Consider the following 20,459-nt stretch of genomic DNA (forward strand, 5'->3'; position numbering starts at 1 on the left):
GTCGGCTCTTGTATCATTAGAAAACGATTACTCACGGATTTGTCCATTTCCATGGATGAAATACTTTGTAGATGTTAATGCGGGTAAGCCCATTGGTCCACGGGCATGTAATTTTTGTGTACTAATCCCAATTTCAGCGCCATAGCCGAATTCAAAGCCATCTGTAAAGCGAGTAGAAGCGTTATGATAAACCGCCGCTGCGTCTACATTATTTAAAAATGTATCTGCCACAAGCTGATCTTCAGTAACAATGGCCTCTGAGTGGTTCGTACCGTATTGATTAATGTGTTCGATAGCCTCATAAACGTTTTCAACAATTTTGACGCTAATCTTCAAATCTAAGTACTCCGTTGCAAAGTCTTCCTCTGTAGCGGGCTGCGCAAAATCTACCGCTTGGCAAACTGTCGCATCACCTACAATTGTCACGCCTGCTTCATGTAGTGCATTTAGCAACTGTATACCGTGTTCACTAAACCACTCCGGATGAATCAGTAAGCTTTCTGCTGCATTACAAACAGAAGGACGTTGTGTTTTTGCATTTCGGCAAATATTTTCTGCTTTTATGTAATCGGCAGTTTGGTCCACATAAATATGGCAATTGCCTGCGCCTGTTTCAAGCACAGGCACGGAAGCTTCTCGAACAACTAAATCAATGAGAGCTTTACCACCGCGTGGAATCAGTACATCAAGATATTCTTTTAAATGGAATAATTCCTTTGCTGTGTCACGACTTGTATCTTCGATTAATTGCACTGCATCGACTGGGATCGACGTTTTTTTAAGTGCTCGGTGGATACTTGAAACAAGGGCAATATTTGAAAATTTGGCTGAGGAACTACCACGTAATAGTACTGCATTACCCGTTTTCAATGATAATGTGGCTGCATCCACCGTAACATTTGGTCTAGCCTCATAGATCATGCCGATAACCCCAATTGGCACCATACGCTTCTCAATAAGTAAGCCGTTATCCTTTTCAATATGCTCAAGCGTAGTTCCGACTGGATCATTTAATTTCACCAGTAAATGAATGGCATCAGCCATTGCTGTAATACGTTCCTTGTTTAGCATAATACGATCAAGTGTCGAAGTAGCCATGCCTTTTTCTTTCCCATTTGCTAAATCCTTTAAATTTTCTGAAATTAGTATATCTTGATCGATTAGTAATTGTTCCGCAATTTTTGTTAAGGCATCATTTTTTTCGCATGTTGTTTTAATATTTAAAACATAGCTTGCCGCTTTTGCTCGTTTTCCTTTTTGGTATACTTCACTTGTCATTTGAATTCCTCCTATTTCGTTTGTATTTTTAACCATTTATCCCGATGAATAACCTCTATCGGGTAATTGGTTAATTCATCAGTTCGTTTTCCCATGGCGTGTGCTAGCTCAAGTGATGAATATAATACTTCGCCGCGCCCAATCAGTTTATTATGGCTGTAAACCTCGACAACATCACCTTGTTCAAAGTCTCCTTCAACACGATAGACACCTGCAGGCAGTAAGCTTTTGCCATTTTCTAATAATGCATGTTCCGCACCGTTATCTATAAAAATTTTACCAGAAATTTCCGTTAGTGCAATCCACTGTTTATTATTTGTTAAGACAGCGAGTGCTTCATGCTCTACATATGTCCCATCGCCTTGCCCATCTAAAATATCGATTAGCTTTTGAGCCCCGTAGCCCGTCCCGATAAATACTTTAACGCCTGCATTTAAAGCTGCACGTGCTGCTAATAGTTTGGACTCCATACCACCTGTGCCAACTTTAGAGCCAGCACCGTCAGCGAAGCCTAGCATTTCATCTGTGACTTCAGTTAACCGATCAATGCGTTTTGCTTGCGGATTTTTATTGGGATTGGCATCGTATAAACCATTAATGTCTGTTAGAATAATAAGCTGGTCTGCGTGGACAAGCCCACTGACAAGTGCGGATAGCATATCATTATCGCCAAATGTTAATTCACTGACCGATACCGTATCGTTTTCATTAATAATTGGGAGCATCGAGCGCTCAAGCAATTCCTCAAATGTTGCATAGGCATTTTTATAGCGTTCTTTTTTTGAAAAATCAGTTCGTGTAAGTAAAATCTGAGCAGGCATTATATCATAAATACTAAATAGTGCATGATAGGTTTGGATAAGCAAACTTTGGCCGACTGCTGCTGCTGCTTGTTTCCCTTTTACTGTCACAGGGCGAGAAGGGTAGCCGAGTTGTTTAAAGCCTGCTGCTACAGCACCAGACGAAACTAGTAATACTTCATGTCCACATTTTTTTAATTCCGCAATAGCTTGCACGTGATCCATTAAGCGTACTTTATCAATTTCGCCTTTTGCATTTGTTAAAGAGCTACTGCCGATTTTTACAACAATTCTTTTTCTTTCCATCCTAATTCCTCCAGTTCACCATTTGGGAGCATTCCTACCGCCTAAGCCACAAATTGCTGAATAAAGATAAAAAAAACCTTTTCGTCCTAAAAACTAGGACGAAAAGGTTGCTTTCCGTGGTACCACCTACATTGAATATCTTGAGATATTCCACTTTCCTCATAACGCTTGAGACTGCGCCTAGTTTGGCTAGGACGTTTCACGAAGTAGGTTCTGTAGTCTTTTTTGTACAATGTCTTACAGCCGATGGACATCGCTCTCTTACCAATCAGTTTCTACATACTAATCTTCGTTCGTTTTATGTGTATCATGTATTTTGGAGAGATTATGGCATAGAGTATAACCACAAGTTCTCTTTCGTACTACTAATTGAATAAAGAATGCACTACTTCTTTGTGTCTGTCAAGCTGAATAGAAAAATTGTGTATAAATAAGGATAAATTGCAGAGGTTTGCAACCGCCAATAATTAGTTGAATACTGGGAAGTGACCATTATTTTAACCACCAAATGGCAACGAGTAAAGGGAGCATCGCCAATATCATCACAAAGAAACTCCACAAAATTTGTTTCCCTGTTGTCATGTTTTTAGGTTTAATACTCATTTTTTCATAGAGTTCGTTAATAGCACGTTGCTCTTTTGCATAGAGCATTGATTGAAATTCATCATAATCTTGAATATAACTAGATGGGGGCCTTGGGCTAAAACGTAGATTTCGAATATCTTCCGTAATATCTTTTTCGCCAATCCAGTAGGTAATAACGGGTGCTAAGCCAGCAGAATGCATTGCTCGAACCTCGATATCGTGTGTTTTCATTTTATAAAAGACATTTCCTTGCTCGTCCTCGAATTCTTGTACAATATCACTTACTGCCATCGACGAATCACCTCTTTCTTAATACAATAGGGATTGAATTCATAGTGTTGAATTCTATTATAATGCATAAACAAAGGAAAATGTTGCGCGAACGAGCATTAAAAAGGATAATAATTTTTTATAAAATTTTTTATATATAGTCATAAAGTTACAAGTGGCGTGTAGTATAATGTAAATACAACCATTGTAATTATGGTTTTTTCTAACAAATAGCGGGGGAGAAGGGTAAAATTGGAACTTTCGTCGTTACTAGCATTTTTAGGTGCAGCTATTATTTTAACTATAATGCCGGGGCCGGACAATTTATTTGTCCTTGCACAAAGCATTACACAAGATAAAAAGGCTGGAATTGCGACTTCACTAGGTTTATGTACGGGCTTACTGGTACATATCGGAGCTGCAGTTTTAGGTATCTCAGCCATTGTCTATCAATCGACCGTTATGTTTTCGATTGTCAAATTTGCTGGGGCTGCCTATTTATTATACTTAGCATGGCAATCATTTCGAGCGAAGAATGATGCATTTACATTGGAGCACCAAAATATTCATACGTTCGCTTTGCTATATCGAAAAGGAATTTTAATGAATATCTTAAATCCAAAAGTTTCTTTATTTTTCTTAGCACTATTGCCACAGTTTGTAAATCCGTTACTTGGACATGTGGCGTTACAAATGCTTATTTTGGGTATGGTATTTTTAGTGCAGGCACTGATTCTATTTTCATTAGTTAGTGTTTTTGCTGGGAAAGTAAGGGAAATGATTATAGGTAAACCTACTATAGCAAAACGTCTGAATATCATACAAGGTGTACTATTTACATTTATCGGTATAAAAATCGCACTTAGTAAACAATAAAAGGAGGAGGTTTTATGGCTATTTTACATATTACCTTTAGCTTGTCTACACAAGGGTCCATTAAACACGCGATTCGACAAAACCATCTACAGCGGGAAGAGTCGGTGATTTGTATTCATGATAATTTCTCCATTGGACCACTTACAAGGATGGAAGAGCGAAAAAAATGGTTGGATACACATATTTTTAAGGATGTAGAAGAACGAGAATTATATGAAGACATCCACAACAAGTGGACAAAAGCGATAGCTGGCATCCCATGTGATATGGATGTTTGGATTTGGTATAGTCAAAATGCGCATGAAGAAATTGCTTTACGTTATGTGATGAGTGAGTTTGTCAATAAATGCAGCATGGTATTTGGTATAGATGCGACGGCTGGTTTACAGCGCATACAACAAGACATGGCCATTCGTTATACCGGTGAGTTATCATCAGATATGTTAATGAAGTTACGTCCAGAAGCGAAGCGTTTTACAATTGAGGAGTGTCAGCGTCTAGCTAAAGAATGGGACGAGCTCAAGCGAAATCAAAGTATATTGCGAGTATGGCAAAATGGTATTGTTCATGTAGAAGAGAGTGAGTTTGATATAAATATTATTAACAGTGCAATATATTTACAAGCTAGCAACAAGGAGCAATGGCTTTCACCAGTGAATGTTATCGGGCAAATGGTAAATATAACGGACGACTATATAAATGAAACATTTATTGAAAATCGATTACTCTACTTGGCTCAACAAGGATTGTTTGAAATAAGCGGTGACACAACGGATATAAATGCATATAAAATAAACTATATCGGGCAATAAGGTAATCGTAAAAGAGAAAAAGAGGCTGGGACATAAGAGAAAAAGTGTTAGATTGACTGCCATCAATCTAACACTTTTTTGCTATGCCGTTGTTGTCCGCTACGGCGGTGCTTTCCGCGGGCACACCGTAAGCCGCAACCCTCGCTAACGCGCGGTCTGTTGCGTCTAACATTATGTGCTGTTCCCGCTGGAGTCACCGCCTTCGCTATCAATAACTAGTGAACACTTCTAATTTTTTTTTGCAAAAGTAAGAATAGCTAAGTTCTCCATATAACAAAAAATTATGAACATCTTTCCTCTGTTCTTTAAATTTTTTAGTTATGTCCCATCCTCTTTTTGTTATGTTGTTCGCATCTTACTTTTTGAGCAGAGGTCACCCATCTTTTTGTTCCTTCATTTTGAGTGCCAGCCTCTTTAGTCGCGTTCTCTCGAAGGGCCCATCTTCTCATAATAATCAAGAACAAATTGCTGGAATTGACGTGCGGATGGTGGGAGGTAACGATTTTCAATCCAAGCCATCCCAATTATACGTTCACATACCATATCTTCAACATGTATTTTTACAACCTTATTTGGATTAAGATCTTCATCATCAGGTAGGAGGGATACCCCTAGACCGGCTCCAACAAAGCCTGCAACGGTAGAGACCTCATCACCTTCATACGTAATTTTAGGCTTAATGCCCGCAGCACTTAACAGTCGATCAGCAGTACGGCGTAATGCATAGCCTTTTTTCATAAGGACAAAGTTTTCATGTTCTAGTTCCTTCATCGTTATACTTTTACGATTGGCTAGATGATGATCGATGGGTACCATGATATAAAGCTCATCTCTCCATAGTTCTTTCCAACAAACAGGTGGTTCTGTATCAATCGCTGCAAGCAAACAAAGATCTAGCTCACCTGCCAGCAATTGTTTAAGCTGTGAGTGCGAATAGTTTTGTGTGAAATGAAAGCGGATATGCGGATGTTGCTGACGAAAGGCGCGGATCAAATCAGGAACAATACTTGTGCCAAGTGTATGTAAGAAGCCTAGTGACACATCTCCAAGCTCAGGATTATTGAGTTCCTGTAATTCTAAAACAGCTTTTTCATATTCTTTACGCATACGTTGCACACGGTATAAAAACAATTCTCCGTAGCGATTTAGCATGATTGAACGTCCTTGGCGGTCAAATAAAGGAACACCTAATTCCTCCTCAAGCTTTGCAATCGAACGACTAAGTGCAGGCTGTGAAATCGCTAAAACATCTGCTGCACGTGTCATATGTTCAAGCTTCGCTACTGTTGCAAAATATTCCAATTGTTGCCATTCCAATTTCACTCACCTCTAATAATAGTATGGATATTAGTTACCTGCATTATAACGGTAAAAGGATAGGAAGTATAGGCAACTTGGGAAAATTTTAAATGGTAGCTCATCGGAAATTAAACAAATGAATTTTTTACATTTAGAAGTACCTCTAAAGGGTGATTACAGAAGGCATCAACCTTACACCATTCATGCATAAAACGTATCGAAACGATAAAAACTATAAATTGTACATTATGAATAAAGGGTGTTAAGATAGACACATAAAATACACAAATACAAATTTCCGTGAAGGGGATATTATAAAATGAAGTTATCAAAGCCGCAACCTCTAACAATTGAGGGAGGCAAAAAAGCCGTACTATTACTGCATGGATTTACAGGTAGCACAAAAGATGTGAAAAAGCTAGGGGAATTTTTATCCAAACGTGGTTATACCGTTCATGCACCTATCTATAGTGGGCACGGGGTAGAACCGGAAGCCCTACTAGAAACAAAACCTGAAGACTGGTGGAACGATGTAGTAGAAGGCTACAACTTCCTAAAAGATAAAGGATATGAAGAAATCGCAGTAGTAGGCATTTCACTTGGCGGAGTTTTTTCATTAAAAGTAGCAGAGCAATTTCCTGTTAAAGGAGTTGTTGCCATGTGTGCGCCGATAACACGTGATAGCTCAAAAGGATTATTTACACGTTTATACAATTATGCAAGACTTTACAAACACTTTGAAAACAAGTCCAAAGATCAAATTATTTCTGAACTACACGAATTACGTATTTCACCAAAAGATTCTTTAGATGGCGTAACACGCTTAACAGAAGAAACACGTGAAGATTTACCTGCAATTAAAGCACCAACTTTAGTATTGCAAGGATTACTAGACGATGAGCTATATCAACAAAGCGCTCCGTTTATTTTAGATACAGTTAAAACAGATGATAAAGAAATTATTTGGTATGAAAATTCTGGTCATATTATTACGTTAGATAAAGAACGTGATAAAGTGTATGAAGACGTGTATAATTTTTTAAACCATATAGAGTGGTCTGTTGCAAACTAAGAGCTGTCGTCTGACAGCTCTTTTTAGTTGTTAATTTTTACTTAATAAGCTAGGAACTGTACTATTAGCATTTATCTTAGAAAAAACTATTGTTTTTATAATAAATGCCTGTTACCATAATGAAATTGTAGTGAAAATTCATTCGATTTAACTTATTTCAGCAAAACGCTTTATTTTTATTAGTGATGAACGAATGTGATAAAATCACTGAATTGCGTAGGGGGTCGAACTCTAGCTGTAGTAAGAGAAGCTCCATTGAATCTCTTCCATTCTATATGGAGCATTTCGAGCAAGCTCGAAAAAAATCAGGACGCAATTACGCCAAGGCGTAATTGATTTGCTATAGTCAAACACATCTAAGGAGTACATCAATTATGCAAAAGAAAATACCTTTTTCTACATATGCAGTCATTGGAACGATGCTATTTGGACTGTATTTTGGAGCAGGAAATCTAATTTTTCCAATTCAACTTGGACAACTAGCAGGGACTAACTTTTGGTTTGCCCTTGTCGGTTTTTTAGTAACGGCAATCGGGTTACCGTTTTTAGGTATTTTAGCGATTGGTTTATCGGGCAGTAATGGACTGCGTGATTTAGCGAGTCGTATTCATCCTTTATTCGGCGTTATTTTTTCATTAGCGCTATACTTAACAATTGGTCCTTTCTTTGCGATTCCAAGAACGGCAACAGTGCCATTTGTCGTTGGTTTTGAACCGTATATTAATGCGGAACATACAACCATGTTACTTGCGTTGTTTAGCTTTATATTTTTTGCCATTGTCTATTATTTCTCGTTAAATCCAGCGAAGATTATGGATTATATCGGTAAGGTGTTAACACCAGCCTTTTTAGTGGTATTATTTATTTTAATTATTATTAGTATTGTAAAGCCGATGGGGCACTTCCAACAGCCAATCGGTGACTATATTCAATCTTCCTTTATGACTGGCTTTAAAGAAGGTTATAATACAATGGATGCACTAGCATCGCTAGCGTTTGGTATTGTAGTTATCAATGCCATTAAAAATGCAGGGATTACAGATCGTAAAGAAATTGCTAAGGCAACATGGAAATCAGGCATCTTTGCGATGGCACTAATGACGTTAATTTACGGACTTATTACGTATATGGGCGCATCTAGTATTGAATCTATTGGAACATTTGACAACGGTGGTTTAATTTTCGCAGCGGTTGCGGATCATTATTTTGGCTCATTTGGTGCAATTTTATTAGCGGTCATTATTGTGCTAGCTTGTTTAAAAACGAGTATTGGCTTAATTACTTCTTGTAGTGAATTTTTCCATGAAGTGTTTCCAAAGGTTAGCTATAAAATGTTTGTTCTATTATTGTGTGTCGTGTCCTTCTCTATTGCGAACTTTGGTTTAAATAATATTATACAATTTGCTATTCCAGTGCTTATGTTCTTATATCCACTTGCAATTGTTCTGATTTTACTTGCTTTAAGCTCTTCGTTATTTAACAATAAGCAGGCTGTATACGCATCGGCTATGTTTTTGACGTTTTTCGTTAGTCTAATCGATGGCTACAAAGCGCTTGTTATTAGTATTCCTGGAGCACAATTAAGCTTGTTAGACACAGTAGAGCAACTATTTTCCGATGTTTTACCACTATATGATATCGGTTTAGGTTGGATATTACCGGCTATGATCGGTGTTGTGATTGGCTTGATTTTGCCTTCTAAACAAACGAAAATCATTCACTAGTTTTGTCATTTTAGTGATTTACTTAATAAAAAAGTGTTAGATTGAATGTCAATCTAACACTTTTTCTTATTTTTATATACGAAAATAATATATGCAGAAAATTTATTCAATTTAATTTATAATGTTACTTATGATTGTGATAAGGAGAAGGTGAGCAAATGCACGAACTTTGGATGTTTACAGCAGTGGCGCTAATGATTGTTATGGTGCCTGGAGTAGATTCACTACTAGTTTTAAAAAATACAATCGTACATGGCAAAAAAGCAGGCTTTTTTACAATGGTAGGGATTGTCCTAGCACTACTAGTTTGGACAACTTTAGCAGTACTTGGCCTTGCAACGATTATATCAAAATCAATGGTCGTATTTTTAGTCATCAAGTATGCGGGTGCAGCTTATTTAATTTATTTAGGCATTCAATCATGGCGTGCAAGGGCACAAAATATGATGTTGCAAGAAGAGGTTACTATCAAAGAAAATGGAGAAAAAAATGTGCCGCTTAGTTGCATGACACAAGGCATTACAACGGACTTATTAAACCCAAAAACATTGTTATTATATGTAACATTAATGCCTCAATTTATTCAACCAAATTTTAATATTAACGCGCAATTAATAGTGTTAGCAGGCATTTTAATTGCCTTATCCATTGTTTGGCTAGGCATTGTCATTCTTGTGATGAATGTAATTCGCAAATGGTTTATGAAGCAGACTGTACAAGCAATGTTTAATAAAATAACAGGTGTAATGTTAGTAGGCATTGGTGTTCGCATTGCCACTGAAAAAGTATAAGAAAATTGAAAAAAAGCACGCAATGGTCAAATTCCATTGCGTGCATTTTATTACCCTTAGTAGGCAGTCCAACCACCATCTACGGCAATAACCTGACCATTTACAAAGCTCGCTTCATCTGAACCTAAGAATATAGCAAGTTGGGCAATTTCTTCTGGTTGTCCAGCCCGAGGATTAATGGCTAAGCCAAGTGCCTGACGAGCCGCCCCGACTTCACTCATATTGGTCATTGTTGAGCCAATGTTAGTCATAACAGCACCTGGTGCAATCCCATTGCAACGAATATTTTGATTGGCATACATAAAAGCTGTATTTTTTGTTAAGCCTACGACGGCATGTTTAGAGGCAGTGTAGGCAGCGCCTGCGCGAGCACCATAAAGTCCGCCAGCAGAAATATTATTAACAAAGACCCCATGCCCTTGCTCAAGGAAAATTTCTGTTGCCATACGCATAGAGCGCATAACAGCTGTTGTATTGACAGCAAATACTTTATCCCAACGCTCATCGGAAATTTCACCGACAGGCTCCATACCATCCATAATACCCGCGTTGTTAACTAAAATATCTAGTTTACCAAAATTGTTTTTGGTCTCATCAAATAAGCGTTGCAAGTCTTCTGCTAGAGCAACGTTTGTTTGTATAGCGATAGCTGTGCCACCAGCCGCCTGAATACCATCCACAACAACTTGCGCACCATCTAAATTTAAATCTGAAACAACGACTTTCGCACCTTCTTTAGCATAACCTTCTGCGATTGCTTTCCCCATACCTGATGCTGCACCTGTAACAATTGCTACTTTATTTTCTAATCTCATGTCAAAAGACCTCCTATTCTAACGATTAATTATTGAACATGTGTTCATTAAAATATTATAATATCCGTGTAAGCGATTTCAATACGCATAATTCGTAGAACTGTTCAGTAAGCAACACATTTAAAAAAATTGTTTAGTAAGGGGTAGAAAAAATTGACCGTGAACGATTTACGAGTAGTCAAAACAAAGCAGGCGTTACATAATGCATTGCTCACGTTGCTAAGTGACAAACCGCTAGAAAATATATCGATTGCTGAAATATGTCGTGTGGCAAAAGTGAATAGGGGGACATTTTATTTACATTACGAACAAAAGGAGAAGTTGTTTGAAGAATATTTTCAGGAAATTGTTGAGGATTTATATCATGCTTATGAGGAACCTTATCGTGCAGCATCGACTATTATTAAAAACGAGCTAGATCCAAATACGATCCAGATTTTTCATCATATAGAGCGTTTTAAACTATTTTATCGCATTGTTTTTTCTAAAAATGTTCCGCTAACCTACTATTATATGTTGTTTGATGAAATACAATCGTTACTAAAAAGAGATTTAGCGCAAAATAAAATTGGGGAAATAAAGACGGATTTTTATAGTGCTTATCAAGCAAATGCCATAATTGGCATAATAATTGAGTGGTATCGGCATGATTTTGTGGAAAGTGCCAGTGAACTAAACAAGCAACTCGCTGCCATTTTACGTTTTGAAGAAAATAGTGGAAATAGCCATTAAACATTGGGAAACGCCACTATACTTGAAATAATCATAAACTAGCAAAAAAATGTTAGATTGAAAGCCATCAATCTAACATTTCTCTCTTTTGTTCAATTATTGAGCTGTAGGACTTTAGGTTTTTTAAGTGCAACTGCTATGATTGCGATTGCTAGTGTAACAACGATAATCATACCTAATGCACTGCTATTACTTATCAAGCTTTCAGTGTTACCGCCAAAAATAATTGTATAATAACCGTCAGCACCGTATGTCGCTGGCAAAAGAGAAGCGACGCGATGGTAAAAATCTGAAAGCATCGCATTCGGTACGAGGACACCAGATGTAACAAGTTGTAATGACAGTGCACAAATATTAAAGATCATGCCAAGATTACCAAATAGAATAACAAAAACTTGTGCTAAACATAGGAAAGCCCAAAACATAAACGCTTGGAAAAAATAAATAGTGAATAAACTTTCATCACTTGAAATCGCAAATAGCTGCATTAAACCAATTGTTAGTAAGGGCAAAATAAATGCAACAGCAAAATTGAGCAGTTGCCGTGCAAAGAATAAAGACCATTTCGAAACGCTATCTTGAACCATTTGGGCTGCTTGTTGGTGTTGCATAATCATCACCATCGCACCAACAAATGAAGAAATAATCACCATTAACGGGACGAAATTCGCAGCAAACCCTTTCGCATCATTTGTTTTAATAATAGTCGATTCAACGATACGATCTTTTACACCCATAATGGTTGTCGTGACAGTGTCCTGAACAAGCAAGGCGCTATTTTGTTCCATTGGAAGTTGAGAAAATTGTTGGGAAAACGCCTTGACAATTTCGCCTTGCTGTACAGGATATAACTGATGATTAACTTCATTTGTAGTCTGTTTTGCTACACCTTCCATCATTGTTTTGGCAAGGCTTGCGTTCGCTTGATTAATAAAATAAATAATGTTTGCTTCTTTACCTGCTTTGAGCTGAGCAGTGAATTCTGCTGGTATATGAATAATCATATGAATATAACGGTTTTCCAAATCCTTTTCCGCCCTATCGATGGAGGTAAAATCTTTTGACGCAAAGGGCAATGACTTTTTAAGCCCATCTATCACTTCTTGCCCAAAGGCAGCATCTTCGCTAATATAGCCGATTGTTAAGTTATCTGTTCGATCATTTATGCCATCATATGCAGTCATCCAAATAGAAAAGAATATTAATTGAAATGCAATTGTAGCGACAATGCCAATATAGGTTTCACGAATCTTAAATAATGCTTGTAATCCTTTTGTCATATCCTCTTATTGCCTCCTGATAAGTAAGTACTTGCTTGCATAGAGGGAAAAATTTTTTCTAGGAAGTTAAGCCCCTAGAAAAAATTGCAACACTTGTCTTTATTAATTCTTCTGTTGGAAGGGTAGAAACGATTGTACCTAATCGAGCGCGTGAAATAAAGTGACCAAAATTAAGGGCTATAAGAGAGAGTGCAGCCGCTTCAAAGTTGACCTCACGAATTTTTCCTTTATGATGCATTTCCTTAAAGTAATGTATTAGTTCATTTTTAAAGAGTAAAGGAACATTTGCTATTTCAGCATTTATTTCAGGAAATTGCATCGATTCCTTAAAGCCAATCATCACAAAGTCCTTGATAGACATCATATACTCGAAATATTGCATTGAAAAGCGGGTTAAATCCGTTTCTAAATCCCATGTAACCTCTTCACGCATTGTTTTTTGCAAAATTGGGTTGTAAGAAAATTTGTCTACAATCGTTTTTAAGAGCCCCTCCTTATTGCCAAAATGGCGAAAAATAGTGACTTCATTGACCTGTGCTAAGTCGGCGATTGCCTTTGTTGTGGCTGCGGTATAACCTTTTTCGCTAATTAATTGTAAGGCTGCATCTATTATGCGTTGTGCTGTTTCTTTTGTTGCCAATAAACTAAGTCCTCCTATGCAAGTAGTTACTTACATGCTACCATGCACGATTTAGATTGGCAATAAAAATAAAGCGCTAAATTGTAAAAGGGGTTGGTATTTAAATTATTATGCCATACTATTCTATTATCGTTGTTGACAACTATATCGGACGTTGATATATTTTAATTATATCGTCAGTCGATATATTGTTAGACGATATATTGAGGGAGGTTTTAGTATGACACAGGAATATCCTCCATTAACTGAGGGTGTTTATTATATTTTGTTGGCATTATTTGAGGCGCGTCATGGCTATGGCATTATGCAATTAGTTGAAGAAATGAGTAAAGGCCGTGTTCGTCTTGGCGCAGGTACTATATACGGAGCTATCAAAACATTGTTGGAGCGACAATGGATTGAGGCACTAGAAGATGATGGACGCAAGAAGGAATATATAATTACAGAAAATGGAAAGAAAGTGGTTGATTACGAAATTTTGAGATTAAGGGAACTTTTTGACAATGGTATCCGTATAACGAATGGAAAAGCTTAAAAGCGCATTTGCATGTAGGAGGTGTTGACATGAAAAAAATTAAATTTCGCTTTTTTTTAGATTATGAAAAAGAAGAGGCATGGGTAAATGATTTGGCTGCACAAGGATGGCATTTACAAAAGAACATAATTAGTTTCTTTGTATTTGAACAAGGCGAGCCAGGAAAGTATATTTACCGCAATGAATTAGTTGAAGGTAAAAAGAAAGATTATTATGAATTTTTGGAATCAATGAATATTGAATGCGTTTCTAAATTCGGCGTTTGGGCATATTATCGAAAAGAAGCGATCGATGGGGACTTTGAATTATTCTCAGACGCACCTTCTAAAATACAATATTTAAAATCAATCACTAGATTGTTTATCCCAATTGCGTTGCTCAATATTATCATTGGCATTTTTAATATCATTACGGGATTTACAGCGTCTCCAGTAGCGTTCATGTCTATTAATCTTGGCATCTTGAATATGGTGATGGCGCTGTTCATGTATGTACCGATTCGAAAAATTCAAAGACGTAAAAAGCATTTGGAACATGATTTACATATATTTGAGGGGTAGGGAGGATGAAAGATGACATTACAATTACAGCATGTCACAAAAAAATATAAAGATTTTACAGCGGTTGATAATTTAAATTTCACTATTGAGAAAGGTGAAATTTTCGGGCTCATTGGTCAAAATGGGGCGGGCAAAACAACGACTTTTCGTATGATTTTAGATTTACAGGAAACAACTGCTGGTACGATATCATGGAATGGAAAGCCTGTCAATTCGATTAACCGAGATGTACTTGGTTATTTACCAGAGGAGCGTGGGATTTTTCCTACGATGAAAGTAGAGGACCAATTATACTTCTTTGGAGAACTGCGAGGCATGAAAAAAGCAGCGCTTAAAAAAGATATTGATTTTTGGATTAGTCGTTTTGAGTTAGAAGAGAAGCGTAAAGATAAAGCAGAAACACTATCAAAAGGCAACCAGCAAAAAGTACAGTTGATTGCAAGCTTTATTCATAAACCCCAATTTTTAATTTTAGATGAGCCTTTTAGTGGTCTTGACCCAGTCAATAAAGATTTACTAAAAGATGCTATTTTACTACTAAAAGAACAAGGTACAACTATTTTATTTTCAAGTCACCAAATGGATAATGTGGAAGAACTTTGCGATCATTTATGTTTACTAAAGCGGGGCGTCTCTTTATTTTCTGGCAGTTTATTAGATTTAAAGAAACAATATGGGAAAACAAAGCTGTCTGTGCGTAGCAATTGGTCTACTACGGAATTACTTCAGCTCGAAGGTGTGAAAGATGTGCGTGTAGAAAAAGAGCAAACAGTGTTATTGCTTGAAGATGAACGTTTTGCAGAAAGTATTTTCCAACAGTTGTCAGCGGGCAAATATATTGAAAAATTTAGTTTAGATTATTTAACATTGGACGAAATCTTTAAAGATAAGGTAGGTGGTACTGTTGTCGAAGTTTAGTTTGTTAATGAAGCAATTATACAAATCCAAATTAAAATCCAAATCATTTATATCAATGACCCTTCTATATGTAATTGCGATGTCCGTTGCTATTTTTTGGTCGGATATTAAGGAGCTTTTTACAGGCGATGATGAGGCGCAGCAAATTGCAATTGTTAATGATACGAGTGCAGATTTAAGCGGCATTTTTGTGTCCAATAGCGATATGACATTTATTCAGGATGAATCAAATATTAAAAAGTTGGAACAACAAGTCAAGGACGGGAAGCTCGCAGCACTTATTGAAGTAAGTGATCAGAACGGTCAATTGCATGCGGAAATTTCAACATTTCAACCGTTAAAACTAAATGATCAATCGACGATATCATCTTTATTGCAATATGCAGGTCAGCATTATGCTGTGCAAAAGCTATCTCTAACTTCAGAACAAGCGGCACAAATTATGGCAGCAAAAACGGTTATTTCAAATAAAAATTTAAATGCAGAATCTACTGGCGGAAAAAGCGAGGAAGAAAAGCAATCAGGGCTTTGGGTATCCTATGCTGTCGGTATTTTAATTTACTTCTTTATTTCTACTTTCCTATCAATGATTACAACTGAAATTGCTTCTGAAAAAGGCTCACGTGCGATGGAAATGCTATTAGTAAGTGTGAAACCAGCAACACATTTTAAAGCGAAAATTGCAGGTGTTTTGCTGCTAGCTTTGACGCAAATGGGCATCATTGCAGTAGTTTTCCTTATCTATGCAAAATTCGCGAAAAACGGTGTGATTTGGGAAATGGCGACAAGCATTGTGAAGGAGCTATCAGTTGGCTATGTGTTATATGCGATGCTATTTTTAGTATTAACAATTATTTTATATTTAATAGTCGGTGCATTATTCGGCTCATTAGTATCGAAAGTAGAGGAAGCAGGTCAAGTATTGATGCCTGCAATGATGATTACATTAATCGGTTTCTATGTGATGCTTTCAGGTATTGGCAATCCAGATACAATTATTATTAAAGTCTTCTCTTATATTCCGTTCACTTCTGGAATGGTGATGCCAATGCGTATTGGTGCAACGGATATTGGCATGATCGAACCATTACTGTCCCTTGGTATTTTATTGGTGACGATTATTGTGGCTTATTTATTTAGCTTATCATTCTATAAACGCAGTGTCTTAACGTATAGCACAGGCGGCGTAATTCAAAAGTTTAAAACTGTTTTAAAAGTAACAACATAATGATGGAAAGCAGCTATTTACATGTAGCTGCTTTTTTAAATAATATAAAAAACGTTGATTTCCGTTCCATGCGCTCCCTTTTTGCAAGCACGGCTCCAACTAATTTTTGCGGCGGACGCCACAAAAATGGATTTTCCACTCGTGCTGTTCCTGCTGGAGTGTCATGCTTTTCACTGCAATAATTTGTTTCTACACATAGAGTAAACGAGGGAACATTCATAAAAATACACCATATTTATTGTAGTCAGCAGTCTGATAGTTACTAGGATGTGACTATTTTCGACATCAATATACTAATTTTTAGAAAAGATGTAAGGTGAAATGAAGAATCAGTCGAATTTTTAGTTCAAACAAGCTATAATTTGGAGAGTAGTCATTTTTTGAAGATGCGATAAGTGTCGCAATCTAACTTAACTTTCACGTAAACGCTTGAGATAGATGAAACTTTTTCATCTCGTAATCGTATGTAATAAAAGAGATAAATCGCAGGGGGTATTACTTATGTCTGAAATGAACAACGACTTGTTAAAATCAAAAGATCCATTCGCAACCGAAAATCCACTGCTACAACCTAACCCGTTGTTGCAGGCTGAATCAGTACAAACACCAACACTTATTTCTGAACAAGAGTTATCACAAATTGCACAAAATCAATTAGCATTAAAGAAAGATCCTGAAGTGCATGCACTTGCGCAAAAAATTGATGTGAAAGACCAAATCGCCATGTTAGAGCTAGGCAAAGAAACAGCGAATGGTATTTCTACATTTTCAGATAAAATGTTGGCAACAATGAGAGCTAGCAAACTTGAAGAATCCAGTGTCTTATTAAATAATTTAAATAAAGTAATGGATAAATTTGACCCGCAAGATTTTGCGGAAGAGAAAAAAGGCGGCTTCCTGACAAAGCTGTTTAGTAAAGGTAAAGAACAATTAGAAAGATTTTTATCGAAATATGACAGCATGAATAAAGAAGTCGATGTCATTTACCGTGAAATTCAAAAATATGAAGTTGAAATGAAACGAAATACAATCGACCTAGAAAATTTATATGACCAAAATTTAAACTATTTCCAAACGTTAAGTAAATTTATTGCAGCTATTGAAGTCAAGGCAGAAGAAGTACGTTCAGCTTTACCTATGTTAGAGCAAAAAGCGCAAACAGGTGACCAACTAGCAGCTATGGAATTTGAAACGATGCAACGTGCTATAGAATTATTGGAACAACGACGTTATGACTTAGAGATGGCGCAGCAAGTATCATTCCAATCGGCACCGCAAATTCGCTTAATGCAACAAGGTAATAACCATTTAATCGGTAAAATCAACTCAGCCTTTGTTACAACAATTCCAATTTTTAAACAAGGTCTAATTCACGCTGTAACATTAAAGCGTCAAAAGCTAATTTCAGATTCTATGAGTGAGCTGGATCGTCGTACAAATGAAATGCTTGTTCGCAATGCTGAAAACATTAGTAAAAACAGCGTCAATATTGCCCGTGCCGCAGGTAGCCCAAGCATTAAAATTGAAACGATTGAAACAACATGGCAAACAATTATGGCAGGCATTCAAGAGACAAAACAAATTCAAGCAGAAACAGCAAGAAATCGCGAAGAAGGCCGTAAACGTATTGAAAAACTACAACTTGAATACGAAAAACTAAAAAAAATGTAATAATAAAACAGAAGACTGTAGACAAACTTGTACAAAATTCAAGTTTGCCTACAGTTTTTTTATTTTCCCTAATATTTAAACTACATGTGGCTCTCTTGAGTGGAAATCCCCTTAAAAACTCCCATTCCGATGAAATTTTTCATTTATTTCACAGTTATTTTCAACTTATTTCATATTTTTACCGTATCATGGTGAATTGAAAGGAGATTGGAAACAATGAAAAAACTAGTCGTTTTAGGAATGATTTTGTTAAGTATTCTCGCTATCAATTTTATAGACAATAAGCACGACCTGAATGCAGAGGCAGCTAAGTCTAGTTTAGAAAAGGATGTACCTAATAATACAAATTGTGCATTTTGTAATATGGTTGTGTACCAAAAAAAAGACAAAATGGGTGTTTTTTCAGGACAGGCTATAAAGAAGAAAGGGAAGGTAGTTTATTACGACGACATTGGGTGCCTTTTATATGATGAAGTAAAAAATAAAGCAACTTATAAAAAGTATGTTCGTGATTTCAATACACTAAAGTGGGTGCAAGCTGAAAAGGCGACGTATGTTAGAACTACGCTAGCATCCCCAATGGACGATGGGTTTATCTGTTTTGCAAAAGCATCTGATGCAAAGGCCTATGTTGCCAAACATTCAGATACAGAAATTGTTTCGTTTAAAACCGTACAAAAAGAGAGCATTGAAAAATATCAATAGGTATATAGAAAAGAGCTTAATTGTGAAAGGAACATATTAAAAATGAAAAAAATTTTACGCCTCGGATTGCTTATATGTGTTATGGTAATAGCGTTTTTAACTGGTAATCAACATTCAACTGCCCTTGCAGCGATGACTGATGTGCAAGTGATTAAAGATGGAGAAGTCGTTTATTATAAAGATGTGTTTTCAGCATTATATGATGAATTAAATGAAGGGGTAACACGCACGAAAAATGTAAAGGATTATAGTACAAAAAGATGGGTTCCGTTAGATTCGGTTACAATCGTTAAATTAAATGCATTAAAAAATATTTATTTCGCAAAAGAAGTAGCGGCAGATAATTATATTAAGGCGTATAAAGAGAAAAATAATAGTACTTTGAAAAAAGTTAAATTCAGTACGATTCAAGCGAGTGCTGAGGAAAAATATAATAAAGAAGCACCTAGCCTTGTATTGAATGTAAGTAAAACAACACCGACGACGACAGATGTGACAGTGAATGTAGCTGTTACAGATAATGAGAAAGTAATCTTGAAACAGTGGGCAAAGGGTACAAAGCCAGCAAATCAATTTTCAGAAACCGACACAACATTCACAGAGAACGCATTTACAGTAAGTGAAAATGGAACGTATACGGTTTTTGCTATAGACAATAATGGGAACAAAAGAACGAAATCCATAACAATCACAAATATTGATAAAGCGGCACCAACCATTACATTGTCAATCCCTGAAAGCGATGTAACAGCGGTTAGTAAAAAAATACAAGTTCTTACCACAGATGATAATGAAATCCAAAATCAGAAATGGGCTTATGGAGATAAAGACGTCGAATACTTTATAGATAAAGGTTCAAAAATTGCCACTTTGCAAAATGAAAAACAAAAAGATAAAATTATTGCGCTGAAAAATGGCGTTTATACAGTATACGCAGAAGATAAATTAGGCAATAAAGCAGTAAAAACAATTACAATCGATGGCATTTCTGAATTTACAGAAGTAACACAAACGGGGGTTCATTGTGAAGTTTGCCGTATGGATCTACATAATACTGACCCAAATAAAGTGTACGCTGCCAAAGCAATTGACCAAGAAGGATATACGCATTATTTTTGTCGAATTGGATGTATGTACCATCAAGAACATTCAAATGGTTTAGCATTTACGAATAAATATGTTCGAGATTATGGCGCAACAGCACCACGCACAAATAACTGGATTGATGTTGAAAAGGCGATAACGGTAAAATTTAATAGTAGCGAAACAGCTAAAGGCATTATGGGATGGAAACTATTCCACTTCTCTGATTTATCAAGTGCAGCAAACTACTTAGGTATGAGCAAAGAACATGTAGTGGCTGAAAAATTAGAAAATATTATGGAATATACGAAAACGAATAATAAGGGCATGAATTATCAATATGAGGTTGATAAAATAGCGCCGTAATATACGTTTGTCATTGAGACTAAATAGAAAGCGAAAACTCCAGTATCGTATTTGTTGTTGAGACAAATCACGATAGGAGTTTTCGCTTTGTGTGATTATTTGTAGCCATCTAT

Annotated in this window: 20 protein-coding genes; 13 read left to right on the forward strand and 7 right to left on the reverse strand. The window is 36.5% G+C overall.

Annotated elements, in window-relative coordinates; genetic code table 11:
- Positions 1–27 precede the first annotated feature (27 nt).
- From T479_RS08590 to T479_RS08600, 3 genes are all read right to left on the reverse strand, one after another.
- Positions 28–1,278, reverse strand: coding sequence for a glutamate-5-semialdehyde dehydrogenase (locus T479_RS08590; protein ID WP_025219250.1), 1,251 nt, complete (start codon positions 1,276–1,278; stop codon positions 28–30).
- An 11-nt stretch (positions 1,279–1,289) separates the two neighbouring features.
- On the reverse strand, positions 1,290–2,384 hold the full coding sequence (gene proB, locus T479_RS08595) for a glutamate 5-kinase (protein WP_024363498.1): 1,095 nt from the start codon (positions 2,382–2,384) through the stop codon (positions 1,290–1,292).
- A 492-nt stretch (positions 2,385–2,876) separates the two neighbouring features.
- A complete protein-coding gene (locus T479_RS08600; protein WP_025219251.1) occupies positions 2,877–3,260 on the reverse strand; it encodes a hypothetical protein in 384 nt (127 codons plus the stop codon).
- Between the two features lie 231 nt (positions 3,261–3,491).
- Between T479_RS08600 and T479_RS08605 the strand changes: the two genes are divergently transcribed.
- On the forward strand, positions 3,492–4,115 hold the full coding sequence (locus T479_RS08605) for a LysE family translocator (protein WP_025219252.1): 624 nt from the start codon (positions 3,492–3,494) through the stop codon (positions 4,113–4,115).
- A gap of 14 nt (positions 4,116–4,129) precedes the next feature.
- The gene (locus tag T479_RS08610) at positions 4,130–4,927 is read left to right on the forward strand and encodes a DUF1835 domain-containing protein (protein ID WP_025219253.1); all 798 of its coding nucleotides are present in this window, start codon (positions 4,130–4,132) and stop codon (positions 4,925–4,927) included.
- 414 nt (positions 4,928–5,341) lie between these two features.
- On the opposite strand, the gene T479_RS08615 is transcribed toward T479_RS08610, so the two are convergent.
- The gene (locus T479_RS08615) at positions 5,342–6,244 is read right to left on the reverse strand and encodes a LysR family transcriptional regulator (protein ID WP_025219254.1); all 903 of its coding nucleotides are present in this window, start codon (positions 6,242–6,244) and stop codon (positions 5,342–5,344) included.
- A gap of 301 nt (positions 6,245–6,545) precedes the next feature.
- Between T479_RS08615 and T479_RS08620 the strand changes: the two genes are divergently transcribed.
- The 3 genes from T479_RS08620 (at position 6,546) to T479_RS08630 (ending at position 9,813) form a co-directional block, all read left to right on the forward strand.
- Positions 6,546–7,298, forward strand: coding sequence for an alpha/beta hydrolase (locus T479_RS08620; RefSeq protein ID WP_024363503.1), 753 nt, complete (start codon positions 6,546–6,548; stop codon positions 7,296–7,298).
- A 374-nt stretch (positions 7,299–7,672) separates the two neighbouring features.
- Entirely contained in the window at positions 7,673–9,022 is a 1,350-nt protein-coding gene (brnQ, locus tag T479_RS08625; protein ID WP_025219255.1) for a branched-chain amino acid transport system II carrier protein, read from the forward strand.
- A 158-nt stretch (positions 9,023–9,180) separates the two neighbouring features.
- Entirely contained in the window at positions 9,181–9,813 is a 633-nt protein-coding gene (locus T479_RS08630; protein WP_025219256.1) for a LysE family translocator, read from the forward strand.
- A 56-nt stretch (positions 9,814–9,869) separates the two neighbouring features.
- On the opposite strand, the gene T479_RS08635 is transcribed toward T479_RS08630, so the two are convergent.
- The gene (locus T479_RS08635; protein WP_025219257.1) at positions 9,870–10,628 is read right to left on the reverse strand and encodes an SDR family oxidoreductase; all 759 of its coding nucleotides are present in this window, start codon (positions 10,626–10,628) and stop codon (positions 9,870–9,872) included.
- A gap of 153 nt (positions 10,629–10,781) precedes the next feature.
- On the opposite strand from T479_RS08635, the gene T479_RS08640 reads away from it, so the two are divergent.
- Entirely contained in the window at positions 10,782–11,360 is a 579-nt protein-coding gene (locus tag T479_RS08640) for a TetR/AcrR family transcriptional regulator (RefSeq protein ID WP_024363507.1), read from the forward strand.
- Between the two features lie 92 nt (positions 11,361–11,452).
- Here T479_RS08640 and T479_RS08645 read toward each other — a convergent pair whose 3' ends face one another.
- On the reverse strand, positions 11,453–12,640 hold the full coding sequence (locus T479_RS08645; RefSeq protein WP_024363508.1) for a YhgE/Pip domain-containing protein: 1,188 nt from the start codon (positions 12,638–12,640) through the stop codon (positions 11,453–11,455).
- 58 nt (positions 12,641–12,698) lie between these two features.
- Complete coding sequence (locus T479_RS08650) at positions 12,699–13,280, reverse strand: TetR/AcrR family transcriptional regulator (RefSeq protein WP_024363509.1); 582 nt, start codon at positions 13,278–13,280, stop codon at positions 12,699–12,701.
- A gap of 220 nt (positions 13,281–13,500) precedes the next feature.
- Here T479_RS08650 and T479_RS08655 point away from each other — a divergent pair, with 220 nt between their 5' ends.
- The 7 genes from T479_RS08655 (at position 13,501) to T479_RS08690 (ending at position 20,346) form a co-directional block, all read left to right on the forward strand.
- Positions 13,501–13,815: a PadR family transcriptional regulator gene (locus T479_RS08655; RefSeq protein WP_024363510.1), complete on the forward strand. Its 315-nt coding sequence runs from the start codon at positions 13,501–13,503 to the stop codon at positions 13,813–13,815.
- Positions 13,816–13,844: 29 nt separating this feature from the next.
- Positions 13,845–14,375 carry a DUF2812 domain-containing protein gene (locus T479_RS08660; protein WP_025219258.1) on the forward strand — a complete coding sequence of 177 codons (531 nt, stop codon included), beginning with the start codon at positions 13,845–13,847 and terminating at the stop codon, positions 14,373–14,375.
- A 12-nt stretch (positions 14,376–14,387) separates the two neighbouring features.
- Positions 14,388–15,293, forward strand: a complete 906-nt coding sequence (locus tag T479_RS08665; RefSeq protein WP_024363512.1) for an ABC transporter ATP-binding protein — start codon at positions 14,388–14,390, stop codon at positions 15,291–15,293.
- Entirely contained in the window at positions 15,271–16,521 is a 1,251-nt protein-coding gene (locus tag T479_RS08670) for an ABC transporter permease (RefSeq protein ID WP_227665428.1), read from the forward strand. Before T479_RS08665 ends, T479_RS08670 begins: the two co-directional genes overlap by 23 nt.
- Before the next feature lie 501 nt (positions 16,522–17,022).
- Positions 17,023–18,192 (forward strand): toxic anion resistance protein, encoded by a 1,170-nt coding sequence (locus tag T479_RS08680; protein WP_025219260.1) that lies wholly within the window; start codon positions 17,023–17,025, stop codon positions 18,190–18,192.
- Between the two features lie 216 nt (positions 18,193–18,408).
- Positions 18,409–18,897 (forward strand): nitrous oxide reductase accessory protein NosL, encoded by a 489-nt coding sequence (locus T479_RS08685; RefSeq protein WP_024363523.1) that lies wholly within the window; start codon positions 18,409–18,411, stop codon positions 18,895–18,897.
- 42 nt (positions 18,898–18,939) lie between these two features.
- Complete coding sequence (locus T479_RS08690) at positions 18,940–20,346, forward strand: nitrous oxide reductase accessory protein NosL (protein WP_025219261.1); 1,407 nt, start codon at positions 18,940–18,942, stop codon at positions 20,344–20,346.
- Positions 20,347–20,459 lie beyond the last annotated feature (113 nt).

Source organism: Lysinibacillus sphaericus (genome assembly GCF_000600105.1).
GTDB classification, from domain to species: Bacteria; Bacillota; Bacilli; order Bacillales_A; family Planococcaceae; genus Lysinibacillus; species Lysinibacillus sphaericus.

Coding starts and splice junctions, on each gene's coding strand:
- proB (WP_024363498.1), bottom strand. CDS start 2,384: ATGGAAAGAAAAAGAATTGTTGTAAAAATCGGCAGTAGCTCTTTAACA.
- T479_RS08660 (WP_025219258.1), top strand. CDS start 13,845: ATGAAAAAAATTAAATTTCGCTTTTTTTTAGATTATGAAAAAGAAGAG.
- T479_RS08645 (WP_024363508.1), bottom strand. CDS start 12,640: ATGACAAAAGGATTACAAGCATTATTTAAGATTCGTGAAACCTATATT.
- T479_RS08630 (WP_025219256.1), top strand. CDS start 9,181: ATGCACGAACTTTGGATGTTTACAGCAGTGGCGCTAATGATTGTTATG.
- T479_RS08610 (WP_025219253.1), top strand. CDS start 4,130: ATGGCTATTTTACATATTACCTTTAGCTTGTCTACACAAGGGTCCATT.
- brnQ (WP_025219255.1), top strand. CDS start 7,673: ATGCAAAAGAAAATACCTTTTTCTACATATGCAGTCATTGGAACGATG.
- T479_RS08665 (WP_024363512.1), top strand. CDS start 14,388: ATGACATTACAATTACAGCATGTCACAAAAAAATATAAAGATTTTACA.
- T479_RS08680 (WP_025219260.1), top strand. CDS start 17,023: ATGTCTGAAATGAACAACGACTTGTTAAAATCAAAAGATCCATTCGCA.
- T479_RS08685 (WP_024363523.1), top strand. CDS start 18,409: ATGAAAAAACTAGTCGTTTTAGGAATGATTTTGTTAAGTATTCTCGCT.
- T479_RS08655 (WP_024363510.1), top strand. CDS start 13,501: ATGACACAGGAATATCCTCCATTAACTGAGGGTGTTTATTATATTTTG.
- T479_RS08635 (WP_025219257.1), bottom strand. CDS start 10,628: ATGAGATTAGAAAATAAAGTAGCAATTGTTACAGGTGCAGCATCAGGT.
- T479_RS08600 (WP_025219251.1), bottom strand. CDS start 3,260: ATGGCAGTAAGTGATATTGTACAAGAATTCGAGGACGAGCAAGGAAAT.
- T479_RS08620 (WP_024363503.1), top strand. CDS start 6,546: ATGAAGTTATCAAAGCCGCAACCTCTAACAATTGAGGGAGGCAAAAAA.
- T479_RS08690 (WP_025219261.1), top strand. CDS start 18,940: ATGAAAAAAATTTTACGCCTCGGATTGCTTATATGTGTTATGGTAATA.
- T479_RS08590 (WP_025219250.1), bottom strand. CDS start 1,278: ATGACAAGTGAAGTATACCAAAAAGGAAAACGAGCAAAAGCGGCAAGC.